The sequence below is a fragment of the Amycolatopsis roodepoortensis genome (assembly GCF_024628825.1).
Lineage (GTDB): Bacteria > Actinomycetota > Actinomycetes > Mycobacteriales > Pseudonocardiaceae > Amycolatopsis > Amycolatopsis roodepoortensis.
In genome coordinates this window covers 7,479,492-7,497,293 of the sequence record NZ_CP102415.1, presented here as the reverse complement: position 1 = coordinate 7,497,293, position 17,802 = coordinate 7,479,492, and the positions used below count along the sequence as shown (strand labels likewise).

General features: G+C 70.9%; 19 protein-coding genes. 6 read left to right on the top strand and 13 right to left on the bottom strand.

Annotated features, from left to right (window positions below; all coding sequences use genetic code 11):
* Window positions 1-107: 107 nt before the first annotated feature.
* Window positions 108-515, top strand: a complete 408-nt coding sequence (locus NQK81_RS36100; RefSeq protein ID WP_257485057.1) for a hypothetical protein — start codon at window positions 108-110, stop codon at window positions 513-515.
* On the opposite strand, the gene NQK81_RS36095 is transcribed toward NQK81_RS36100, so the two are convergent.
* The 5 genes from NQK81_RS36095 to NQK81_RS36075 all read right to left on the bottom strand — a co-directional run bounded on the left by NQK81_RS36095 (window position 505) and on the right by NQK81_RS36075 (window position 7,223).
* The gene (locus NQK81_RS36095) at window positions 505-1,002 is read right to left on the bottom strand and encodes a GNAT family N-acetyltransferase (protein WP_257485056.1); all 498 of its coding nucleotides are present in this window, start codon (window positions 1,000-1,002) and stop codon (window positions 505-507) included. The two genes, NQK81_RS36100 and NQK81_RS36095, sit on opposite strands and share 11 nt — an antisense overlap.
* Entirely contained in the window at window positions 999-3,020 is a 2,022-nt protein-coding gene (locus NQK81_RS36090) for a caspase family protein (RefSeq protein WP_257485055.1), read from the bottom strand. The genes NQK81_RS36095 and NQK81_RS36090 overlap by 4 nt, the downstream gene beginning before the upstream one ends.
* Window positions 3,017-3,397 carry a hypothetical protein gene (locus tag NQK81_RS36085; protein ID WP_257485054.1) on the bottom strand — a complete coding sequence of 127 codons (381 nt, stop codon included), beginning with the start codon at window positions 3,395-3,397 and terminating at the stop codon, window positions 3,017-3,019. The genes NQK81_RS36090 and NQK81_RS36085 overlap by 4 nt, the downstream gene beginning before the upstream one ends.
* Window positions 3,398-3,481: 84 nt before the next feature.
* A complete protein-coding gene (gene recG, locus NQK81_RS36080; RefSeq protein WP_257485053.1) occupies window positions 3,482-5,635 on the bottom strand; it encodes an ATP-dependent DNA helicase RecG in 2,154 nt (717 codons plus the stop codon).
* Between the two features lie 4 nt (window positions 5,636-5,639).
* Complete coding sequence (locus NQK81_RS36075) at window positions 5,640-7,223, bottom strand: DAK2 domain-containing protein (RefSeq protein WP_257485052.1); 1,584 nt, start codon at window positions 7,221-7,223, stop codon at window positions 5,640-5,642.
* A 133-nt stretch (window positions 7,224-7,356) separates the two neighbouring features.
* Between NQK81_RS36075 and rpmB the strand changes: the two genes are divergently transcribed.
* Window positions 7,357-7,548, top strand: coding sequence for a 50S ribosomal protein L28 (gene rpmB / locus NQK81_RS36070; protein ID WP_007031450.1), 192 nt, complete (start codon window positions 7,357-7,359; stop codon window positions 7,546-7,548).
* A 491-nt stretch (window positions 7,549-8,039) separates the two neighbouring features.
* Here the strand turns inward: rpmB and NQK81_RS36065 are convergent, their stop codons facing one another.
* Genes NQK81_RS36065 through NQK81_RS36055 form a run of 3 tightly spaced genes read right to left on the bottom strand, consistent with a single transcriptional unit; the run spans window position 8,040 to window position 9,738 of the window.
* Entirely contained in the window at window positions 8,040-8,717 is a 678-nt protein-coding gene (locus NQK81_RS36065; protein WP_192742789.1) for a uracil-DNA glycosylase, read from the bottom strand.
* Between the two features lie 11 nt (window positions 8,718-8,728).
* Complete coding sequence (locus NQK81_RS36060; RefSeq protein WP_257485051.1) at window positions 8,729-9,259, bottom strand: gamma carbonic anhydrase family protein; 531 nt, start codon at window positions 9,257-9,259, stop codon at window positions 8,729-8,731.
* A gap of 8 nt (window positions 9,260-9,267) precedes the next feature.
* A complete protein-coding gene (locus tag NQK81_RS36055) occupies window positions 9,268-9,738 on the bottom strand; it encodes a GNAT family N-acetyltransferase (RefSeq protein WP_192742791.1) in 471 nt (156 codons plus the stop codon).
* Window positions 9,739-9,790: 52 nt separating this feature from the next.
* On the opposite strand from NQK81_RS36055, the gene NQK81_RS36050 reads away from it, so the two are divergent.
* Entirely contained in the window at window positions 9,791-10,534 is a 744-nt protein-coding gene (locus NQK81_RS36050; RefSeq protein ID WP_257485050.1) for a GNAT family protein, read from the top strand.
* On the opposite strand, the gene NQK81_RS36045 is transcribed toward NQK81_RS36050, so the two are convergent.
* Window positions 10,531-11,487, bottom strand: a complete 957-nt coding sequence (locus NQK81_RS36045; protein ID WP_126733582.1) for a thiamine-phosphate kinase — start codon at window positions 11,485-11,487, stop codon at window positions 10,531-10,533. The two genes, NQK81_RS36050 and NQK81_RS36045, sit on opposite strands and share 4 nt — an antisense overlap.
* 133 nt (window positions 11,488-11,620) lie before the next feature.
* Here NQK81_RS36045 and NQK81_RS36040 point away from each other — a divergent pair, with 133 nt between their 5' ends.
* Together NQK81_RS36040 and NQK81_RS36035 are read left to right on the top strand one after the other, a co-directional pair.
* The gene (locus NQK81_RS36040; RefSeq protein ID WP_007031456.1) at window positions 11,621-11,854 is read left to right on the top strand and encodes an Lrp/AsnC family transcriptional regulator; all 234 of its coding nucleotides are present in this window, start codon (window positions 11,621-11,623) and stop codon (window positions 11,852-11,854) included.
* 19 nt (window positions 11,855-11,873) lie between these two features.
* Window positions 11,874-12,416 carry a DUF3515 domain-containing protein gene (locus NQK81_RS36035; RefSeq protein WP_257485049.1) on the top strand — a complete coding sequence of 181 codons (543 nt, stop codon included), beginning with the start codon at window positions 11,874-11,876 and terminating at the stop codon, window positions 12,414-12,416.
* Here NQK81_RS36035 and NQK81_RS36030 read toward each other — a convergent pair whose 3' ends face one another.
* Both NQK81_RS36030 and pdxR read right to left on the bottom strand, forming a co-directional pair.
* Window positions 12,417-13,385 (bottom strand): zinc-binding dehydrogenase, encoded by a 969-nt coding sequence (locus NQK81_RS36030; protein ID WP_257485048.1) that lies wholly within the window; start codon window positions 13,383-13,385, stop codon window positions 12,417-12,419.
* A 33-nt stretch (window positions 13,386-13,418) separates the two neighbouring features.
* On the bottom strand, window positions 13,419-14,777 hold the full coding sequence (gene pdxR / locus NQK81_RS36025) for a MocR-like pyridoxine biosynthesis transcription factor PdxR (RefSeq protein ID WP_257485047.1): 1,359 nt from the start codon (window positions 14,775-14,777) through the stop codon (window positions 13,419-13,421).
* A gap of 91 nt (window positions 14,778-14,868) precedes the next feature.
* Here pdxR and NQK81_RS36020 point away from each other — a divergent pair, with 91 nt between their 5' ends.
* Complete coding sequence (locus tag NQK81_RS36020; protein ID WP_257485046.1) at window positions 14,869-15,522, top strand: pyridoxamine 5'-phosphate oxidase family protein; 654 nt, start codon at window positions 14,869-14,871, stop codon at window positions 15,520-15,522.
* Window positions 15,523-15,671: 149 nt separating this feature from the next.
* On the opposite strand, the gene NQK81_RS36015 is transcribed toward NQK81_RS36020, so the two are convergent.
* Together NQK81_RS36015 and NQK81_RS36010 are read right to left on the bottom strand one after the other, a co-directional pair.
* Window positions 15,672-17,105 carry a sensor histidine kinase gene (locus tag NQK81_RS36015; RefSeq protein WP_257485045.1) on the bottom strand — a complete coding sequence of 478 codons (1,434 nt, stop codon included), beginning with the start codon at window positions 17,103-17,105 and terminating at the stop codon, window positions 15,672-15,674.
* A complete protein-coding gene (locus NQK81_RS36010) occupies window positions 17,102-17,797 on the bottom strand; it encodes a response regulator transcription factor (RefSeq protein ID WP_126733630.1) in 696 nt (231 codons plus the stop codon). Before NQK81_RS36010 ends, NQK81_RS36015 begins: the two co-directional genes overlap by 4 nt.
* Between the last annotated feature and the right edge of the window lie 5 nt (window positions 17,798-17,802).

The window sequence follows — 17,802 nt, the reverse complement described above, 5'->3', positions numbered from 1 at the left end:
CTACACCCCGAAGCCCCCGGCGCGCCGAGAATGAGGACAGTTTTACCGTCAACGCCAACGACTTTCCCGGCCAGACTGGTCCCTCCGCACCGAGAGAGGGGACAGTCATGACCGAGGAAGTCCGGAACCGGCCGGTGGAGATGCCGGGCAGGCTCAAGCTCGTCCGCGGATTCCTTTGGGTGCAGGCGGTCCTCAACGTCCTCGCGAGCGCGCTCGTGACCGCTCTGGCGATCAACGAGCTCGAGCACGGCAACGAGGAGGCCGGCCTCGTCCTGGCGCTGGCGATCCTCGGTTTCGCGGTCGCCGTCGTGCTGATCGCTTGCGCGATAAGGATTTCCCGCGGTTCGCCGTGGGTGCGGCCGACGATCGTCGCCGTGGAAGGGCTGGTCGTGGTCATGGGGCTGGTCAGTCTGGTCAACGGCGGGGCGATCACCCAGCTGATCGGGATGGGCATCGCCGTCGGCGTGATCGTCGTCCTCAACAAACCCGAGGAAAGCGCCTGGTTCAAGCGCTGACGAGATCGATCCGGTACCGCACTTCGGACAGCTGGACGTCCTCGCCGGGCATGGTGTCGGTCTTGGTCGCCCCGTCCGGCACCCAGCCTCCGGCCGCGTAGAAACGCTGGGCACGTTTGTTGGTGTCGAGCACCCAGAGGGTCGCCTCGCGGTGCCCCGATTCCCGCAGCGCGGCCACGGCGGTGTCGAGCAGCAGCCTGCCCAGCCCGGTGCCCCAGTGTTCCGGGTCGAGATAGATCGCGCGCAGTTCGCCGCGGATCCGGTCGACGGCGGTGAAACCGAGCAGCGTTCCGTCTTCGACCAGGACCAGGATGTCGCCCTGGTTGGCGGGGTCGGAGAGGGTCCGCTGCCAGCGGGCGGCCCGGCCTTCGACGGAAAGATCGCGGAGGTAGAGCTCGGGCAGCAGGCCCTGGTACGCCGACTGCCACGACCGCACGTTCACCTCGGCGATCGGCCAGGCGTCTTCGACGGTCGCGGGGCGGATCATCGCGCTTTCCATGCCGCGAAACCGGTCAGGATGGCGAGCGCGAGCACCATGGCCATCGCGATCCCCCACCCTGCGCCGGTCACGCTCGAACTGCTCGGCATCGCGTAGAACAGCGCGCACACCATGAAGATGCCGCCTCCGGCCACGCCGCCGAGGAAGGCGACGCCGAAGGCCGCCGGCCTGAGCAGCACCCCGAGCGCCGTCCCGGCCAGGAGCAGCACCGAGACCACGAGGCAGATCGTTCCTTCGTCGGCCCGGCTCGACGAGTAGCCGAACAGCTCGATGGCCTCCGTCACCAGCCCTGCCGCGCAACCGATCCCGGCCACGAGGGCGGCGACGCCGAGCGTGTCCCGCGGTTTGCCCAGCCCGAGCCGGAAACTCCGATCACGCCGCACCGCGATCAGCGCGCAGACGGCTCCCGCGAGCAGGAAAACGTCGGTGAGGACGAGAAGCGCCGGGCCGTACGGGATCGCCGCGAGCAGCGTGAGCCCGCACAGCGCTCCCGGGCCTGCCATCCGGCGTGTGCCCGGCAGGAGCATCGCGATCCCCGCCGCGCTCGCGAAGACGGCGAGCGGCAGGATCGCCCAGCCGCCGTCTTCGAAGAAATCCTCCAGACTGCTGCCGAGCGAGAACGCGATGGCCATGAGGTACACCGCGGCCGCGATCGCGAGCAGCCCTGCGGCCACGGCGAACGGGTCGGTCTTCGGCACGGGCGGCACGGGGACGGTCGGCACAGCCGCGTGCGGCACGGGTTCGGGTTCCGGTCGCGGCGCCGGTTCCGCGACGACCCGGCCCTCGACCCGCACCACCGCCTCGCCGGTCGGCCCGGTCACGGTGACCCGCGCCTCGAACGCCCCGAGTTCTTCCCGCTCCAGCACGATCTCGGCCTCGTCGCCGTCTTCGGTCACCCGCAGCCAGGAATGGGAAGACGCGAACCGGCACGCCCTCGCGATCGGCGGTCCCGCCAGCCGGACGCGTGCCGCCGGCCGCGATCCACGGACGACCTCTCCGAACCGGACCACCTCGGATTCGGTCCGCACCCGCGCTTCCTGCCGGGCGAGGTCGGCGGCCTCGGCGATATGCCGGATGTCGGTCTGCGCCATCGTGGTGAGCACCTCGTGCGCGCCGATGGCGACGGACAGGTTCTCGCTCGTCAGCCGCCGCTGGAGTTCCGTCACCGCGCCGAGGCGGGTGAACATGTTGGCATCCTCGCTCGCCGCGCGCAGATCGGCCGGGACCGGCGACGGTTTGATCCGGCGGCGCCTGCTCCTGGCCAGATACAGCTCGCCCTGCATCTCGATGTCGCGGCTGGGGGTCTGGTTCGGGTTCCGCTCCCGGACGCTGTCGAACAGGTAGTCGTACAGTTCGCCGAGCGCGATCCAGCCGTCCTCGTCGCGGTCCGCGTCGCCGGTGCGGAGGCCGTCGACCAGCGCCGAGGTGAACACCGACGGGCGGACGTGGTCGTCGGCGAGCTGGTCGCCCTCGAAGGCGTACTCGATGGAGTTCGACGCGGTGATCACCGCACGGCCGCGGCCGCCGAAACCGCCGGCCGGGAACGCGTCCAGCACGTTGGCCTCGCCGGTGGCGCGCACGGCGACCCCTTGGCTGAAAGCGCCGCCGTAGCAGCAGTCCAGCAGGAGGACGATGCTCCGCGACCGGCTCATCCGCAGGCAGCGCTGGACGAAATCGGCGGGAACGGCGGTCGACGCGAGCCGCTCCGGCCGCGTGTTGCGGGCGGCGAAGAACAGCTCGCCCGACTCGCTTTTCAAGCCGTGGCAAGAGAAATGCACCAGCAGGACGTCGTCCGGCGCGCTGTCGGCGAACAGGTCCTCGACGCGGCCCGCGATCACGTGGGCGGTCTCGTCGCGCACCACCTGGACGTCGAATTCGCTGATGGCGCGGTCGCCGAGGACTTCGGCGAGCGCTTCCGCGTCGGCGGCCGGGGACCGCAGCGCGCTCAACCCGGGGTTGTCGTACTCCCCGTTGGCGATGATCAAGGCACGCCGCGCGCCGGTCATGACGGCGAATGCCTGCTCACGAAGAGATCGACGAGCTTGTCCTGGTCGGTGAGCGTCGCTTCGGACAGCTCCAGCACGTCGCCGTCGATCTCCAGCCGCACCGTGCGCTTCACCCGTCCGCCGCGCGAAAGCCACTCGCGCACGGCCGCGACGACCGAACGCAGACCTTGCGCGGACTGCCCCAGCGTGACCAGCAGCCCGCCCACCGTCGCGACGTCGAATCCCCGCGAGCCGGGCGGCGCCGGGCCGGCGGGCAGCGCCTTCACGTCGGTGATCCCGCGTTCGGCCAGTTCCCCTCGAAGGTATCCGGTGAGCTGGTCGACCCGTTCCGCGTCGGCCCCGTCCTCACCGAGCTGGACCCGTACCGCTGCTGTCATCCCCGGCCTCCCTCGCCCGTACGGAACGAGGAAAGCCCCTGAGCCCGTCCGGCGGCAAGGTCCGATCGGGCAGAGCTGTTCACGTCAGCTTTTTTCCAGGTACTCCACGCGATCTTCGTCGACGACGTCCGCGATCATGTGCGCCAGCCCCAAGTAGTTACCCAAGGCAGGGTCCTTTTCGACGATTTCCAACGCGCGGGCCCTCGCCTCGGCGATGACGTCCTCGTCGCGCAGCAGCGACAGCAGTTTCAGGGTCGACTTCTTCCCCGACTGCGCGGCGCCGAGGATGTCGCCCTCGCGGCGCAGTTCCAGGTCCATTCTGGACAGTTCGAAGCCGTCCGTCGTGGACTCGACGGCGGCCAGCCGCTCGCGGGTTGTGGTCCCGTCCAGGGTTTCGGTGACCAGCAGGCACAGCCCCGGCACGCTGCCCCGGCCGACCCGCCCGCGCAGCTGGTGCAGCTGGCTGATGCCGAACCGGTCGGCGTCCATGATCACCATCGCGGTCGCGTTCGGCACGTTGACGCCGACCTCGATCACGGTGGTGGCGACGAGCACGTCCAGATCACCCTTGGAGAACGCCCGCATCACGGCGTCCTTGTCGTCCGCGGGCATCCTGCCGTGCAGGACCCCGATCTTCAGGCCCTTCAACGGTCCTTCGGCCAGCTCGGGCGCCACGTCGAGGACCGCGAGCGCGGGCCGCTTGTCGCCCTTGTCCGACGCCGGTTCGTCGCCGATCCGCGGGCAGACGATGTACGCCTGGTGGCCCTTGCCGCATTCCTCCCGGACCCGCTGCCACGCCCGGTCCAGCCAGGCGGGCCGCTCCGCGACCGGCACCACCGACGTCTTGATCGGCGACCGGCCGACCGGCATCTCGCGCAGCGCGGAGATCTCCAGATCGCCGTAGACCGTCATCGCGACCGTGCGCGGGATGGGCGTCGCCGTCATGACGAGCACGTGCGGGCTGGTCTCGTCGGCGCCGCGGGAGCGCAGCGCGTCCCGCTGCTCCACGCCGAAGCGGTGCTGCTCGTCGACCACGACCAGGCCGAGATCGGCGAAGGACACCGTGTCCTGGATGAGCGCGTGCGTGCCGACGATGATCCCGGCCTCGCCGCTGACCGTCTCCAGCAACGCCTTCTTGCGTTCCTTGGCGCCCATCGACCCGGTCAGCAGGGTCACGCGCGTCGCGTTCTCCGCGCCGCCGAGCTCGCCCGCCTGCCCGAGGTCGCCGAGCATCTCGCGCAGCGACCGGGCGTGCTGCGCGGCGAGGACCTCCGTCGGCGCGAGCATCGCCGCCTGCCGCCCGGAATCGACGACCTGCAGCATGGCGCGCAACGCGACCACGGTCTTTCCGGAACCGACCTCGCCCTGCAGCAGCCGGTTCATCGGATGCTCGGTGGACAGATCGCGGGCGATCTCCTCACCGATCTCTTGCTGGCCCGCCGTCAGCGCGAACGGGAGCCGCTTGTCGAAGGCGTCGAGGATGCCGCCGTCGGTGTGCGGACAGGCTTTCGCGGGCCGCGAGACCAGAGAATGCCTGCGCTGCGCGAAGATCAGCTGCACGGCCATGGCTTCGTCCCATTTGAGCCGGTCCCGCGCGGAGTTCAGCGCCTGCCAGCTCGACGGGCGGTGGATGCCGCGCAGCGCGCTTTCCAGGCTGGGCAGGCCGTACCGGGCGAGCAGCTCGATCGGCATCGGGTCCTCGTCGACCTCCAGCACGTCCAGCACCTGCCGCACGGCCTTGGCGATCACCCAGGTCGGGATCCCCTGCGCCGCCGGGTACACCGGGATGATCTCGGCGAGGAAGTCGTCCATCGCCTCGGCCTGGCGCTCGGCGTCGAACAGTTCGTACTCGGGGTTCGCCAGCTGCAGGACGTCGCGGAAGGCGGTGACCTTGCCCGCGAAGAGGCCGTTCTTGCCGGGCACGAGCTCCTTTTCGCGCCAGGCCTGGTTGAAGAAGGTGCACTGCAGGCGGCGTTTGCCGTCGGTGATCACCATTTCGAGCAGGGTGCCGTTGCGCGCCTTCATCCGGCGCTTGTTGACCCGCTCGATGCGCGCCATCACGGTGGCGTGCTCGCCGAGTTCGAGCCCGGCGATGTCGGTGAGCTGACCGCGTTCGGCGTACCGGCGCGGGTAGTGCCGCAGGAGGTCGCTGACCGTCTCGATCTTGAGGCCCTTGGCGAGCGCCTTCGCCGTCGCCGCGCCGACGACCAGCTTGAGGTCCGCGCGCAGGTTGGTCATGCGGTCACTCCACCCCCATCAGCAGCACGGCGTCGGTCTGGCCGCCCGCGTAACTCGTCACTTCGACCTCGGGATGCTCCAGGCGCAGCTGATCGGCCAGCTCACCGGGGAGCCGGACGGGCGCGTCCAGCCCGGTCAGCACGGTGACCAGCTCGCCGCCGAGGGCCAGCATCCGGTTCAGCACGCCGACCGCCGCCGCGACCAGGCTCGTCTCCGAGGCGGGCGCGGGCTCGATCAGCACGACCTCGCCGTCGACGAGGCCGACGACGTCACCGGCCTGCGCCCGGCCCACCCAGGTTAGCGACTCCTCCTGCGCGATCCTCAGTTCGCCACGCCTGGTGGCGGCGGCCGCCTCGGCCATCGCGACCACGTCGTCGTTGGTGCGGCGGTCCTGGTCGTGGACGGCCAGCGCGGCGAGCACCTGGACGGGTGAAACGCACGGGATGACGACGACGTCGCGATCCGCGGCCATCGCGTGCCCCGCGGCCGCGTCGGCCGCCGCGGTCAGCTCCTGACCGCCGGGAAGGACGGTGACGTGATGCCCGGCGGCCTCGTTGATCAGGCCCAGCATCTCCTCGACCGTCGGCTCGGCCCCCTGCGGGACCGAAAGCACCGCCACCCCCTCCGCGCGGAGGAGTTCGGCCAGCGGCCCGCCGTGGACCACGGCGACCACCGAACGGTCGATCCCGCCGCCGACCTCGACCGGGGTGGGCGTGATCAGCGGCTCGACCCGGACCCGGCGGGGGCGGCCGAGCTCGATGCCGGCCTCCAGCGCCGCGCCGATGTCCGCGCAGTGGACGTGGACGGCGTACGCGCCGGCGCCGTCCCCGGCGACCGTGACGCTGTCGCCGAGGCCGCTGAGGGTCTTGCGAAGCCCGGGAAGGCTGGTCTCGTCGACGCCGTCGAGCAGGTACATGACCTCCCACGCCGTCGGCGCCTCGATCGTGTGATGGTGATGCGCCTCGAGCGGGTGCTCCGGCTCGGTGAGGCCGCCGGAAATCACGCCGTGCAGGGCGTCGAGGACCGCGACGAGGCCGCGGGCGCCCGCGTCGACCACGCCGGCCACCGCCAGGACGGGCAGCTGCTTCGGGGTCTCTTCGAGGGCTTCGGCGGCGACGCGCGACGCCTCGGCGGCCACCTCTTCGAGTGAGCCTGTCGCGTCACGGACGGCCGCGGCGACGGTGTGGAGGACGGTCAGGATGGTCCCGGCCACCGGGCGGCTCACCGCGCCGGTGGCGGCCTTGTCCGCGCAGCCCAGCGCCTCCGCGAGCCCCGGCCCGTCGAGCTCCCTCGCGGCCGCCGACTCGGCGATCCCGCGCACGACCTGCGACATGATCACGCCCGAATTGCCCTTGGCCGCGGCAACCGCGCCCTTGGCGAACGCCGACAGCGCCTCGGCGGTCGTCGCCGGGTCGGCCTCCGCCAGCGCGTCGCGGGCCGCGGTCATGGTGAACAGCAGGTTGGAGCCGGTGTCGGAGTCGGCGACCGGGTAGACGTTGATGCCGTCGATCGCCGGCCGGAGCACCGCCAAGCTGTGCACACAGGCCGCCGACCAGGCCGACACCGCCGCCACGTCGAGCACCCGCACCCCGTAACCTCCTAGCTGTTCCAGCGAGGGTATCGACCCGGTGCCGGAGGGCTCTGAGCCACTGGTTACTATGGTCGAGTTGCCCAGCATGCTGGGCGCGTCATTCTTTGTCCCAGATCCAGAGGAGTTCGACGTGGCTGCCGTGTGCGACGTCTGTGGCAAGGGACCGGGCTTTGGCAAGTCGGTCTCGCACTCCCACCGGCGTACCAACCGCCGGTGGAACCCGAACATCCAGACCGTTCACGCCAAGATCGGTCTGTCCCAGCGCAAGCGCCTGAACGCCTGCACCTCGTGCATCAAGGCGGGCAAGGTCGTTCGCGGCTGAGCCGGGTTTTTGGGGAATGGCGGGTGCTCTCCGGAGCACCCGCCATTTTTTTGTGCTTGTGCCAAGTCCGTGAAGGCATTTCCCACGCGACTCTGTAGCACCACCAGTCACAACGACGGCGCGTGAAGGCCCCCTTCCCTCGGCTGAGCCGAGGAAACTCGGCCTTCACACCTTCCCGAGTACATGAAGGACCCCATCCTTGCGCCTAGGTACAGGAAGGGGTCCTTCACGTACTCCGAAGCGCCCACCCCAGCCCAGGACTGATCCCGTTCGGACTGCCGCTCAACGCCTGGCTCGACACCCCGTGCACCCAGGCGTAGTGAAGGCCTCCTTCCCTACCCTGAAGGCGGTGAAGGAGGCCTTCACGGACTTCGGCGAAACCTCAGGAGTCACACCGGTCACTGCTCTCACTGCCGCCACCGAAGCGCGTGAAGGCCCCCTTCCCTCGGCTGAGCCGAGGGAAGGGGGCCTTCACGCGCAACACAAGAGGATCAGGGGAGCTTCCAGTCCACGGGACCGGCGCCCTGCTGCTCCAGCAGCTGGTTCGCCCGGCTGAAGGGCCGCGACCCGAAGAAGCCGGCGTGCGCCGAGAGCGGGCTCGGGTGCGCCGACTCGATGCACGGCACCTTCCCCAGCATCGGCTTAAGGTTCCGCGCGTTGCGGCCCCACAGGATCGCCACCATCGGCTCGTCCCGGGCGGCGAGGGCCTTGATGGCCTGCTCGGTGACCGCTTCCCAGCCCTTGCCCTGGTGCGAGTTCGACTTCCCCGGCTGCACCGTCAGCGACCTGTTGAGCAGCAGGACCCCTTGGTCGGCCCACGGCGTCAGGTCCCCGTTCGACGGCAGCGGGTGCCCGAGGTCCTCGCAGTACTCCTTGTAGATGTTGATCAGGCTCTTCGGGATCGGCCGGACGTCCGGCGCCACCGAGAAGCTCAGCCCGACGGCGTGCCCGGGCGTCGGGTACGGGTCCTGGCCGACGATCAGCACCCGCACGTCGTGGAACGGCTGCTGGAACGCCCGCAGCACGTGTTCACCCGCCGGGAGATAGGTCCGGCCCGCGGCGATCTCCGCGCGGAGGAACTCCCCCATCGCGGCGACCTGCGGCGCCACCGGTTCGAGGGCCTTCGCCCAGCCTGCTTCGACGATGTCCTGCAGCGGTCGTGCGGTCACGGCGTGCGAGCTTACTCACGTCCGTCGAGCCGCCGGAGTTCGACCCGGAACCTCGCGGCACGCTCGACATAACCGTCGACGACCAGCTTGATCTTGTCCGGCCCGAACGACGTGTTCGGCCGCGTCTTCGCCGGGACGCCGAGCGCGATATGCCCACTGTCCACATAGGACCCGTAGGAGAGGACCGCGCCGGCGCCGACCATCCCGCCGTCCTCGACGACGGTTCCGTTCAGCACCACCGATCCCGACGCGATCAGGCAGCCCTCGCCGATGCGCGCGCCTTCGATGTGCACCGAGTGCCCGACGGCGGAGGATTTCCCGATGATCGTCGGCTCCTTGCGGGTGCAGTGCAGGACGCAGCCGTCCTGGACGTTGGACCGCTCGCCGATCTCGATGTACCCGTGGTCGCCGCGCAGCACGGTCTGCGGCCACACCGACGCGAACGCCGCGATCCGGACGTCGCCGATCACCGTCGCGTCGGGGTGGACGTAGGCGTCCGGGTGGATCGACGGTTCGAGGTCGCCCAGTGCGTAGATCGGCATGCGTTCTCCTAGACCAGCGGCTTGCCGTAGCAGATGCTTTCCGGCTCGTCCTTGTAGTATCCGAAACCCGGGATCTCCCGGTATCCGGACGATTCGTACAGCGCGATGGCCTCCGGCTGCTTGTCGCCGGTCTCCAGCACCATGCGCAGCCGTCCGGCCTCGGCAGCCGTCCGTTCCAGATCGGCGAGGATCGCCCTCGCCAATCCGCGGCCTCGCGCCGAAGCCATCACGAACACCCGTTTCATCTCGGCGTCGCCCGGCAACAGGGGTTCCGGCCCGTCGTGTGCCCGCCAGGCACCGCAAGCGACCGGGACGTCGTCGAGATAGGCGGCGATGAACAGCCCCCTCGGCGGGGCGAACTGCGCCGCGTCCATCGGTGTCTCGTCTTCGCTGCCGTACCGGGCGGCCAGTTCGAGCTGCGCTTCGGCCAGCAGTTTCACCGCGTCGGGGTGGTCGTAGGCCAGCACACGAAGGTCCATGAGCGCGAGATTAGCGAGAAGACTCGCCATCCCCCAAAGTAGATTCGCGCTCATGCCGATCGAACCGTCCGTCACCGGCCTCGCCGAGGCTCCCCTGCGCCAGGCACGCAATTCCGCCGCGTTCTGGGCGGCGACCGGCCGTTCCCGCGGCCACGAGGTGATCCGCCGCCGCGGCTTTCTCGCCGTCGACGGCGGACGCGCGGGGCTGCGTGTCCTGATCCAGGAGCCCGGCCTTACCGCGGGTGAACTGGCGGAAGTCACCGAGCTCGCCGCACGGGCGACGGGGTCCGTGGAGGCCGAGGATCCCTTCAGTGTCACCGATCTGAACCATCTCGGGGACATGCGGAGCTGGCGGATGCCGGTCATGCTGCGCCCGCCCTCCCCGGTCGCCGGCCCCATGATGGAAGTGGTCCGGGTACGCGAGGAGACCGACCTCCTGGCGGCCGAACGCGTGGTGATCGAAGCCTTCGAACTAGCGCGTTTCCGGCCGGGTGAGATGTTCCCCACGACCATCCTCGACCAGCCGGGCGTCGAGGTGTACATCGCGCGGCTCGACGGCGAGGTCGCCGGGGCGTGCGTCACCGTCGTCGACAACGGCTTCGGCAGCCACTACTGGGTCGGCACGCCGGACGCCTTCCGCTCGCGCGGCGTGGGACGAGCGGTGATGCTCGGCTCCCTCGCCCCGCTGGCGGGGCTGCCGGTCACCCTCACCGCGTCCCGGCTGGGCAGGCCGCTGTACGAATCGCTCGGCTTCACCGCCGCCGCGGAATCGACCTGGTGGGCCTCACGCTCCTAGCGCCAGTGCTGCCAGCCGCTGTCGTGCCCGTACCGCTTCCCGTCCACCGTCACCCCCGAATCCGGCATGGTGACGACGCCGATCTCGGTCCAGCCCTCCGGCAGGTCGGCGAAGGCGGGGAAGGTCGCCGCGAACGCGTGGTCCTCGCCGCCGGTGAGCACCCATTTCAGCGGGTCGGCGCCGAGCGCGGTGCCGACCTCGGTCAGCCTGCTCGACACGTCGAGATCCGCCGTCCGCACGTCGATCCCGACGCCGGACGCCTCGGCGATATGGCCGAGGTCGGACAGGAGCCCGTCGGACACGTCGATCATCGACGTCGCGCCGCCGTCGGCCGCGCGGATACCCGCCTCGTAGTCCGGCTCCGGGCAGCGCTGCGCGTTCACCACGCTGACCGGTGACCGGAACCCGCGCCCGAGCACGGCGAGCCCGGCGGCCGCCCAGCCGAGCCGCCCGCAGACCGCGACGACGTCGCCGGGACGCGCGCCGGACCGGGTCACCGGTTCCCGGCCGCCGAGGTCGCCGAGGGCGGTGACACTGATCACGATCTGGTCGGCGCGCACCATGTCGCCGCCGACGATCCCGATCCCCGCGCGGTCGGCTTCGAGCCACATGCCCTGGGTGAGTTCGGTGACGAGTGACGTCGGCGTGTCCGACGGGCACGCGAATCCCATGAGGACGGACGTCGGGCGCGCGCCCATGGCGGCGATGTCGGTGAGGTTCACCGCGACCGCCTTGCGCCCCACCTGCTCGGCGCTGGACCAGTCGAGCCGGAAATGGACGCCCTGCACGAGGACGTCGGTGGTGGCCACCGTCCGGCCGTCCGGGGTGGCCACGACGGCCGCGTCGTCCCCCGGTCCGAGCAGTGTCGTCTCCGGCTGTTTCCGGCCGGCGGTCACCGCCTCGATCAACCGGAATTCACCGGTCCCGGCGACCGTGCCGTCGTTCGGTGACACCCGTCACCTCCACTTTCCCTTGTCCGGACAAATATCGATCACCGATAGTCGGAAGCCCTAGGTTTTTCCCGGGGCTGGCGATACGTTGCTACAACGTTCCTACCTTGAGCCGACTTTTACGAAGGGGCGCGCCGTGGTCCACGCATACATCCTCATCCAGACCGAGGTCGGCAAAGCGGCCGCGGTCGCCGCGGAGATCTCCACCATCCCCGGTGTCACCAGTTCGGAGGATGTCACCGGACCGTACGACGTCATCGTCAAGGCCGCGGCCGACACCGTCGACCAGCTGGGCCAGCTCGTGGTCGCCAAGGTGCAGAACGTGGAGGGCATCACGCGGACGCTGACCTGCCCGGTCGTCCACCTGTGACGAGTGGTGTAGTTGTCCGGTGGCTGACACGGACACCGGCGCACCGCCGAAACCCCTGCTGATCGCGGCCGCCTGCCTGGCGATCCTGCTCTTCGCGGGCGTGGCCGTCTTCGGGCTGACCCGCGGCGCGGAATCCGACGCCCCGGCCGCCGACGGTCCGCTCCCGCTCGTCCCGGTCCCGGCGCCTCAGTCGGGGTCACCCGAATGCGCGAAACTCGTCGGCGCGCTCCCGCACGAGCTCACGTCGTCCGGGAACACGCTGGTCCGGCGGAAGCTGGCCGATCCCGCCCCCGAGGCGACGATCGGCTGGGGCACCGGCGACCCGGTGGTCCTGCGGTGCGGTCTCGGCAAGCCGCCGGAGCTCACCCGGACCTCGCAGCTGCGGACGATCAACGGCGTCCAGTGGCTGCAGGTCGAGGGTGAGGGCACCGCGACGTGGTTCGTGGTGGACCGTCCCGTCTACACGGCGCTCACCGTGCCGAACACCGCGGGGACCGGGCCGCTCCAGACCGTTTCCGAGGTCATCGCCGCCAATCTCCCCGCGGTGCCGCTGCGGTTCTGATCAAGGCAGCAGAAGACTCTTGCCGGTGTACCGCCGCGCCTCGATGTCCGAGTGCGCGGCGGCCGCCTCCGCCAGCGGGTACGTCCGGCCGATGACCGGCGTCAGCTTCCCGTCGGCCGCCTGCCGCAGCACTTCCCGGACCCGGCGCGGGTTGTCGGGCCAGAACCCGACCAGCTGCGCCATGTCCACGACGGACAGCCGGGCGCGGTCGGCGTCGCCGATCACGGTCTCCGCGCCGCTGGACATGCCGTAGCCGGAGAAGCGGCCGCCGTTCCTCAGCAACGCGAGCGAGGCCGCGCCGAGTTCGCCGCCGACGCCGTCGAAGACCACGTCCAGCCGGTGGCCGCCGGTGAGGGCGAGGACCTCACCCGTCCAGTCCGCCGCCGAGTAGTCGACCGGCTCGGCCCCCAGTTTCCGCGCGATCGCCGCCTTTTCGTCGCCACGGACCGCCGCGAAGACGGTCGCGCCCGCCGCGCGGGCGAGCTGCACCAGCACGCTGCCGAGGCCGCCGACGCCGGGCGCCACCAGGATCCGCTCCCCCGGGGAGACCGGAGTCTTCTCCAGCAACGCCAGCGCGGTACTGCCGTCGTCGAACAGGGCCACGGCGTGCAGGGGATCCAGCCCGTCGGGAATCACGAACGTGTCGTCCGGCAGCGCGACGACCGTGTCCGCGTATCCCCCGCCGTACCCACCGGGCGCGTGGGTGAGGACCTGCTTGCCCAGCCAGGCCGCGTCGACACCGGCACCCACCGCGTCGACGGTGCCCGCCACCGACCCGCCCGGCACGAACGGCGGCTCGACCGCGAACACGTCGGGACCGTCACCCCGCCGGATGAGAGCGTCGAGCCAGCCGACCCCGGACGCAGTCACCGCGACGCGGAGTTCACCCTCCGCCGGTTCGGGGGTGGGCACTTCGACCTGCTCCAGGACGCCGGGATCGCCGAACCGGGACACTCTGATCTCACGCATGATCGCAAGCTATGACCTCCAGTTCGCTGGAGGTCAAGCGAGCACGGGGATCAGCGGTTTGAGCGCGGAATGCAGCGCCTCGCGCGAGCAGCCCGCGTAGCCGATGAGGTTCCCGAACACCGTCGGCGTCCCGGCGAAATGCCGGGCCAGCCCGTCGAGCCGGATCCCGGCGCGTTCCGCCGCCGCCATCCGCGCCGCCTCGTCGGCCGCCGAGCCGCACGGGACGACCAGATGCGCGCCCGCGTCGTCGCCGAGCACCGGGATCCCCGCCGACGTCAGCGCGGCCGAAACCAGTGACCGGCGCTCCGACAGTTCCCGCCGGAGTTTCCGCAGATGCCGGCCCAGATCGCCGTGTCGCGCCAGTTCGGCGAGCACGCGCTGCCCGGCGGGCGAAGGGCGGGTCCCGGTCGCTTCGCGGTACTCCAGGACCGCGGCCGCGACCTGCGACGGCGCGACCATCCAGCCCGCGCCCAGGGCCGGCGTGAGGATCTTGCTCGTGGTCCCCAGATGCGCGACGACGTCGGGCGCGAGCGCGGCCAGCAACGGCAGCGGCGCGACGTCGAACCGCAGCTCACCGTCGTAGTCGTCCTCGATCACCAGCATGCCGTTGGCGCGCGCGAGCTCGACCAGGTCGACGCGGCGGGAAGCGCTCATCCGGCTCCCGAGCGGATACTGGTGCGCGGGCGAGCAGTACACGGCGCGGACGTCCTCGGGGACGGCGTCCGGGCGCAGGCCCTCCTCGTCGACCGGGACGGGCACGACCTCCATCCCCGCCCGCCGGAACGCCTGCACCGCGCGCTGGTAACCCGGCTCCTCGATCGCGACCCGGTCACCGCGCGAGAGCATCGCGCCCGCGAGTTCGATCACCGCGGCCGTCGTCCCGCCGGTCGCGAGCACCGTTCCGGCGGCGAGGCCGCGGTGGCGCAGCAGATGCTCGGACACCGCGTCCCGGTACGCGGGCAGACCGGCCCTGTCCTCGCGGTAGGTCGGGCGCGGGTCGGCGGCGGCCCGCCACGCGCGGCGCCAGGCGGCCTTCTCGATACCGTCGGCCCACGGGACGCCCGGCGTGAGGTCGACCAGCGTGGGCGGCTCGGCGGGGATGCCGGGCGCGGGCCCTTTCGAGGGCCGGTCCGCGGGCGGCGTGGTGGTGACATACGTGCCGGAGCCGTGGCGGCCGGCGATCCAGCCCTCCGCGTGAAGCTGTTCGTACGCCGCCGACGTCACCGTGCGGCTGACGCCGAGACGGCTCGCGAGCGCCCTGGTCGAGGGCAACCTGTCGCCGCCGCGCAGATGTCCGTCGCCCGCGGCCGCGCGCAACGCGTCGGCCAGCTGGACCGCGAGCGGGACGAGCGAATCGCGGTCGAGACTGACCGGCAGAGCGGTGTCGGACATGGTGTACTCCGCGCTTTACGGGAAGTGGCCTTCTCAAGTATAGGAGAATTGGACATTATTACAGGCCACTCTCGTGGGTGAGACTGCTCCCATGTCGACCCCGCTCTCTCCCACCGACCGGACCACCCTCGGCCGCAAGAAGAACCGCGCCCTCACCGACCGTTCGGCGCTGTACTCGGTGCTCGACGAAGGCCTGGTCTGCCACCTCGGTGTCGTGCGCGACGGCGTCCCGCTGGTCATCCCGACCGGCTACGGACGCGACGGCGACACGCTCTACCTGCACGGATCGACCGGCGCGAGGAGTATGCGCGACTCCGACGGCGTCGAGGTCTGCGTCACGGTGACCCTGCTCGACGGCATCGTCTACGCGCGCTCGGTCAACAACCACTCGATGAACTACCGCAGCGCGGTGATCCTGGGCAGGGCGGCCGCCGTCACCGATCGCGAGCGCAAGATGCACGGCCTACGCGTGCTGACCGACCACCTCGCGCCCGGTTCGTGGGAGCACGCGAGGGACGTCAACGCGAAGGAGTTCGCGTCCGTTTCGGTGCTGGAGCTGGACCTCACCGAGGCGTCGGTGAAGATGCGCGCCGAGGGTCCCGACGATCCCGAGGACGAGGTCGCGGCCGATCTCTCGTGGGCGGGGGTGCTGCCGGTGCGGACCGTGTTCGGGGAGCCGGAGCCGTCGGCGGATCTCGTCAGTGAGTGGACGGTGCCGGACCACGTGAAGCGGCGCGTCGGGTAGCGGGCCTCGTGAGTCCGTGCGCAGTGCGGATCCTGGCCGGCTGGGTCGCGAAAGTGGCTTTCGCGACGTCACGAGGTCCAGCACCGGCGATCTCGCGTGATTGACCGGACGACACGACCGCACCCTTGGCCACGGCACCTGGGATGAACTCAGCGGTGGCGCGGCAGCCGCACGGTGAACGTCGTCGCCCCCGGCACGCTCTCGACCTCGATCGTCCCGCCGTGCGCCGAAACCAGCGAGAGCACCACCGAAAGCCCGAGCCCGGTCCCGCCGTTGCCGCGGGTGCGGGCGGTGTCGACCCGGTAGAACCGGTCGAAGATCCGCTCCCGCGCCTCCGGCGGGATCCCGGGCCCGGCGTCGCTCACCCGCAGGACGACCTCCGAGTCCGAAGCCGTGGCCGACAACGTGACCGGAGTCCCCGGCGGGGTGTGCACCGCGGCGTTGGCGAGCAGATTGTCCAGCACCTGCCGCAGCCGCACCGGATCCGCTTGCAGGACAACACCTTCCGGGAGCGCGCCGATGCTCAGCGGATGCTCCGGGCGGCCGGCGGCGAAGGCCTCCCCCGCGTCGGTGATCAGCTCGGCGACATCGACGCCGACCAGCCGCAGCGGCGCCTCGGTCTCCGGCGCGTCGAGACGCGCGAGGAGCAGGAGATCGTCGACGAGCACGCTCATCCGCTGCGTCTCTTCCCGGATCTTCGACAGATGCGCCTCGCGTTCGGCGGGTTCGTTCGCCGCGGCGTAGCGGAAAAGCTCGGCGTAGCCCCGGATCGACGTCAGCGGCGTGCGCAGTTCGTGGGAGGCGTCGGCGATGAACCGCCGCAGCCGTTCGTTGGCCTCCCGGCGCGCGACCAGCGAGGAATCGAGGTGCGCCAGCATCACGTTGAACGCCGTCCGCAGCTCCTCGACTTCGGCACCGCCGCCGCTCGCCTGCGCGCGCACCGGGAGATCGGCGTTCGTGGTGAGGTCGTGCGAAGCGATGTCGTGCGCCGTCTCGGCCATGTCGCTCAGCGGGCGCAGCCCGCGCCGCAGCACCAGCCGCCCCACTATCACCAGCACCGCCAACGCCAGCAGGAACGCGACGACCTCGACCATGATCAGCTGGCTGACCGTCCGGTCCAGATCGGCCTGCGGCGCGGCGCTGACCAGCACGATGTTCTGCGCCGGTTCGATCGGGCAGGCCCGGACCCGGTAGGTGCCCTTGTCCTCGATGTAGACGGTGCGCAGGACCTCGGTCCGCGTCGCGTCCTCGGCGACCTTCGCCAGTGCCTTCGTGTCCGGCGGCAGGGAACCGCCCGCCTGCGGCTGCGCGTCGCCGTCCCGCACCGCGAAAACCGCCGAGAACCAGCCGTACGCCTGCTGCGGCTTCCCGCCGTGCGTGGTGCGCAGCGACGGCACCTGGCTGATCTGGGTCTTGGCGAGCTGCTCGTCGAGCCGGTCGTTCAGATAGCCCTTCATGATGCCGACCATCACGGTCCCGACGACGGCGAACACGACCAGCGCCAGCGCGCCGAGCCCGAGCGCCAGCCGGGTGCCCAGCCTCGACCGGCGCCAGGCGTCGAACCACCGGCGCAACATCTTCATCTCGCCGCCTGCCGGACGACGTAGCCGACCCCGCGCACGGTGTGGATCAGCGGTTCGCCGCCCGTGTCGAGTTTGCGGCGCAGATGCGAGATGACGAGTTCGACCACATTGGACCGGCCGCCGAAGTCGTATTCCCAGACGTGGTCGAGGATCTGCGCCTTGGTCAGCACCGAAGGCGAACGCCGCATGAGGTAGCGCAGCAGTTCGTACTCGGTCGGGGTCAGCTCGGCGGGCACGCCGGCGCGCGCGACCTCGCGGGTGTCCTCGTTCAGGGTCAGGTCACCGACCCGCAGCACCGCCGCCTTGGCCTGGTTGGTGCTCCGCCGCAGAACGGCGCGCAGCCGGGCCATCAGTTCCTCGACGGAGAACGGCTTCACGAGGTAGTCGTCACCGCCGCGGGTGAGCCCGGCGACCCGGTCCGCGGTCGCGTCCTTCGCGGTCAGGAAGACCACGGGCACCGCCGTCCCGGACTCGCGGAGCTTGTCCAGCACGGTGAACCCGTCGATCCCGGGCAGCATCAGGTCGAGCACGACGATGTCGGGCCCGAATTCGGCGGCCTTGGCCAGCGCGGCCTCCCCCGATCCGGCGGTGACGGCCTGCCAGCCCTCGTAGCGGGCGACGGTGGCCACCAGGTCGGCGATATGCGGCTCGTCGTCCACCACCAGCAGGCGGACGGGGTTCTCGGTGTTCACCACGC

Excerpts from the sequence above, each read along its gene's own strand:
- NQK81_RS36100 (WP_257485057.1), top strand. The coding sequence starts at position 108 with ATGACCGAGGAAGTCCGGAACCGGCCGGTGGAGATGCCGGGCAGGCTC.
- NQK81_RS36015 (WP_257485045.1), bottom strand. The coding sequence starts at position 17,105 with ATGAAGATGTTGCGCCGGTGGTTCGACGCCTGGCGCCGGTCGAGGCTG.
- NQK81_RS36095 (WP_257485056.1), bottom strand. The coding sequence starts at position 1,002 with ATGATCCGCCCCGCGACCGTCGAAGACGCCTGGCCGATCGCCGAGGTG.
- recG (WP_257485053.1), bottom strand. The coding sequence starts at position 5,635 with ATGACCAACCTGCGCGCGGACCTCAAGCTGGTCGTCGGCGCGGCGACG.
- pdxR (WP_257485047.1), bottom strand. The coding sequence starts at position 14,777 with ATGTCCGACACCGCTCTGCCGGTCAGTCTCGACCGCGATTCGCTCGTC.
- NQK81_RS36090 (WP_257485055.1), bottom strand. The coding sequence starts at position 3,020 with ATGACCGGCGCGCGGCGTGCCTTGATCATCGCCAACGGGGAGTACGAC.
- NQK81_RS36020 (WP_257485046.1), top strand. The coding sequence starts at position 14,869 with ATGTCGACCCCGCTCTCTCCCACCGACCGGACCACCCTCGGCCGCAAG.
- NQK81_RS36060 (WP_257485051.1), bottom strand. The coding sequence starts at position 9,259 with ATGCCGATCTACGCACTGGGCGACCTCGAACCGTCGATCCACCCGGAC.
- NQK81_RS36085 (WP_257485054.1), bottom strand. The coding sequence starts at position 3,397 with ATGACAGCAGCGGTACGGGTCCAGCTCGGTGAGGACGGGGCCGACGCG.
- NQK81_RS36050 (WP_257485050.1), top strand. The coding sequence starts at position 9,791 with ATGCCGATCGAACCGTCCGTCACCGGCCTCGCCGAGGCTCCCCTGCGC.
- NQK81_RS36030 (WP_257485048.1), bottom strand. The coding sequence starts at position 13,385 with ATGCGTGAGATCAGAGTGTCCCGGTTCGGCGATCCCGGCGTCCTGGAG.
- NQK81_RS36055 (WP_192742791.1), bottom strand. The coding sequence starts at position 9,738 with ATGGACCTTCGTGTGCTGGCCTACGACCACCCCGACGCGGTGAAACTG.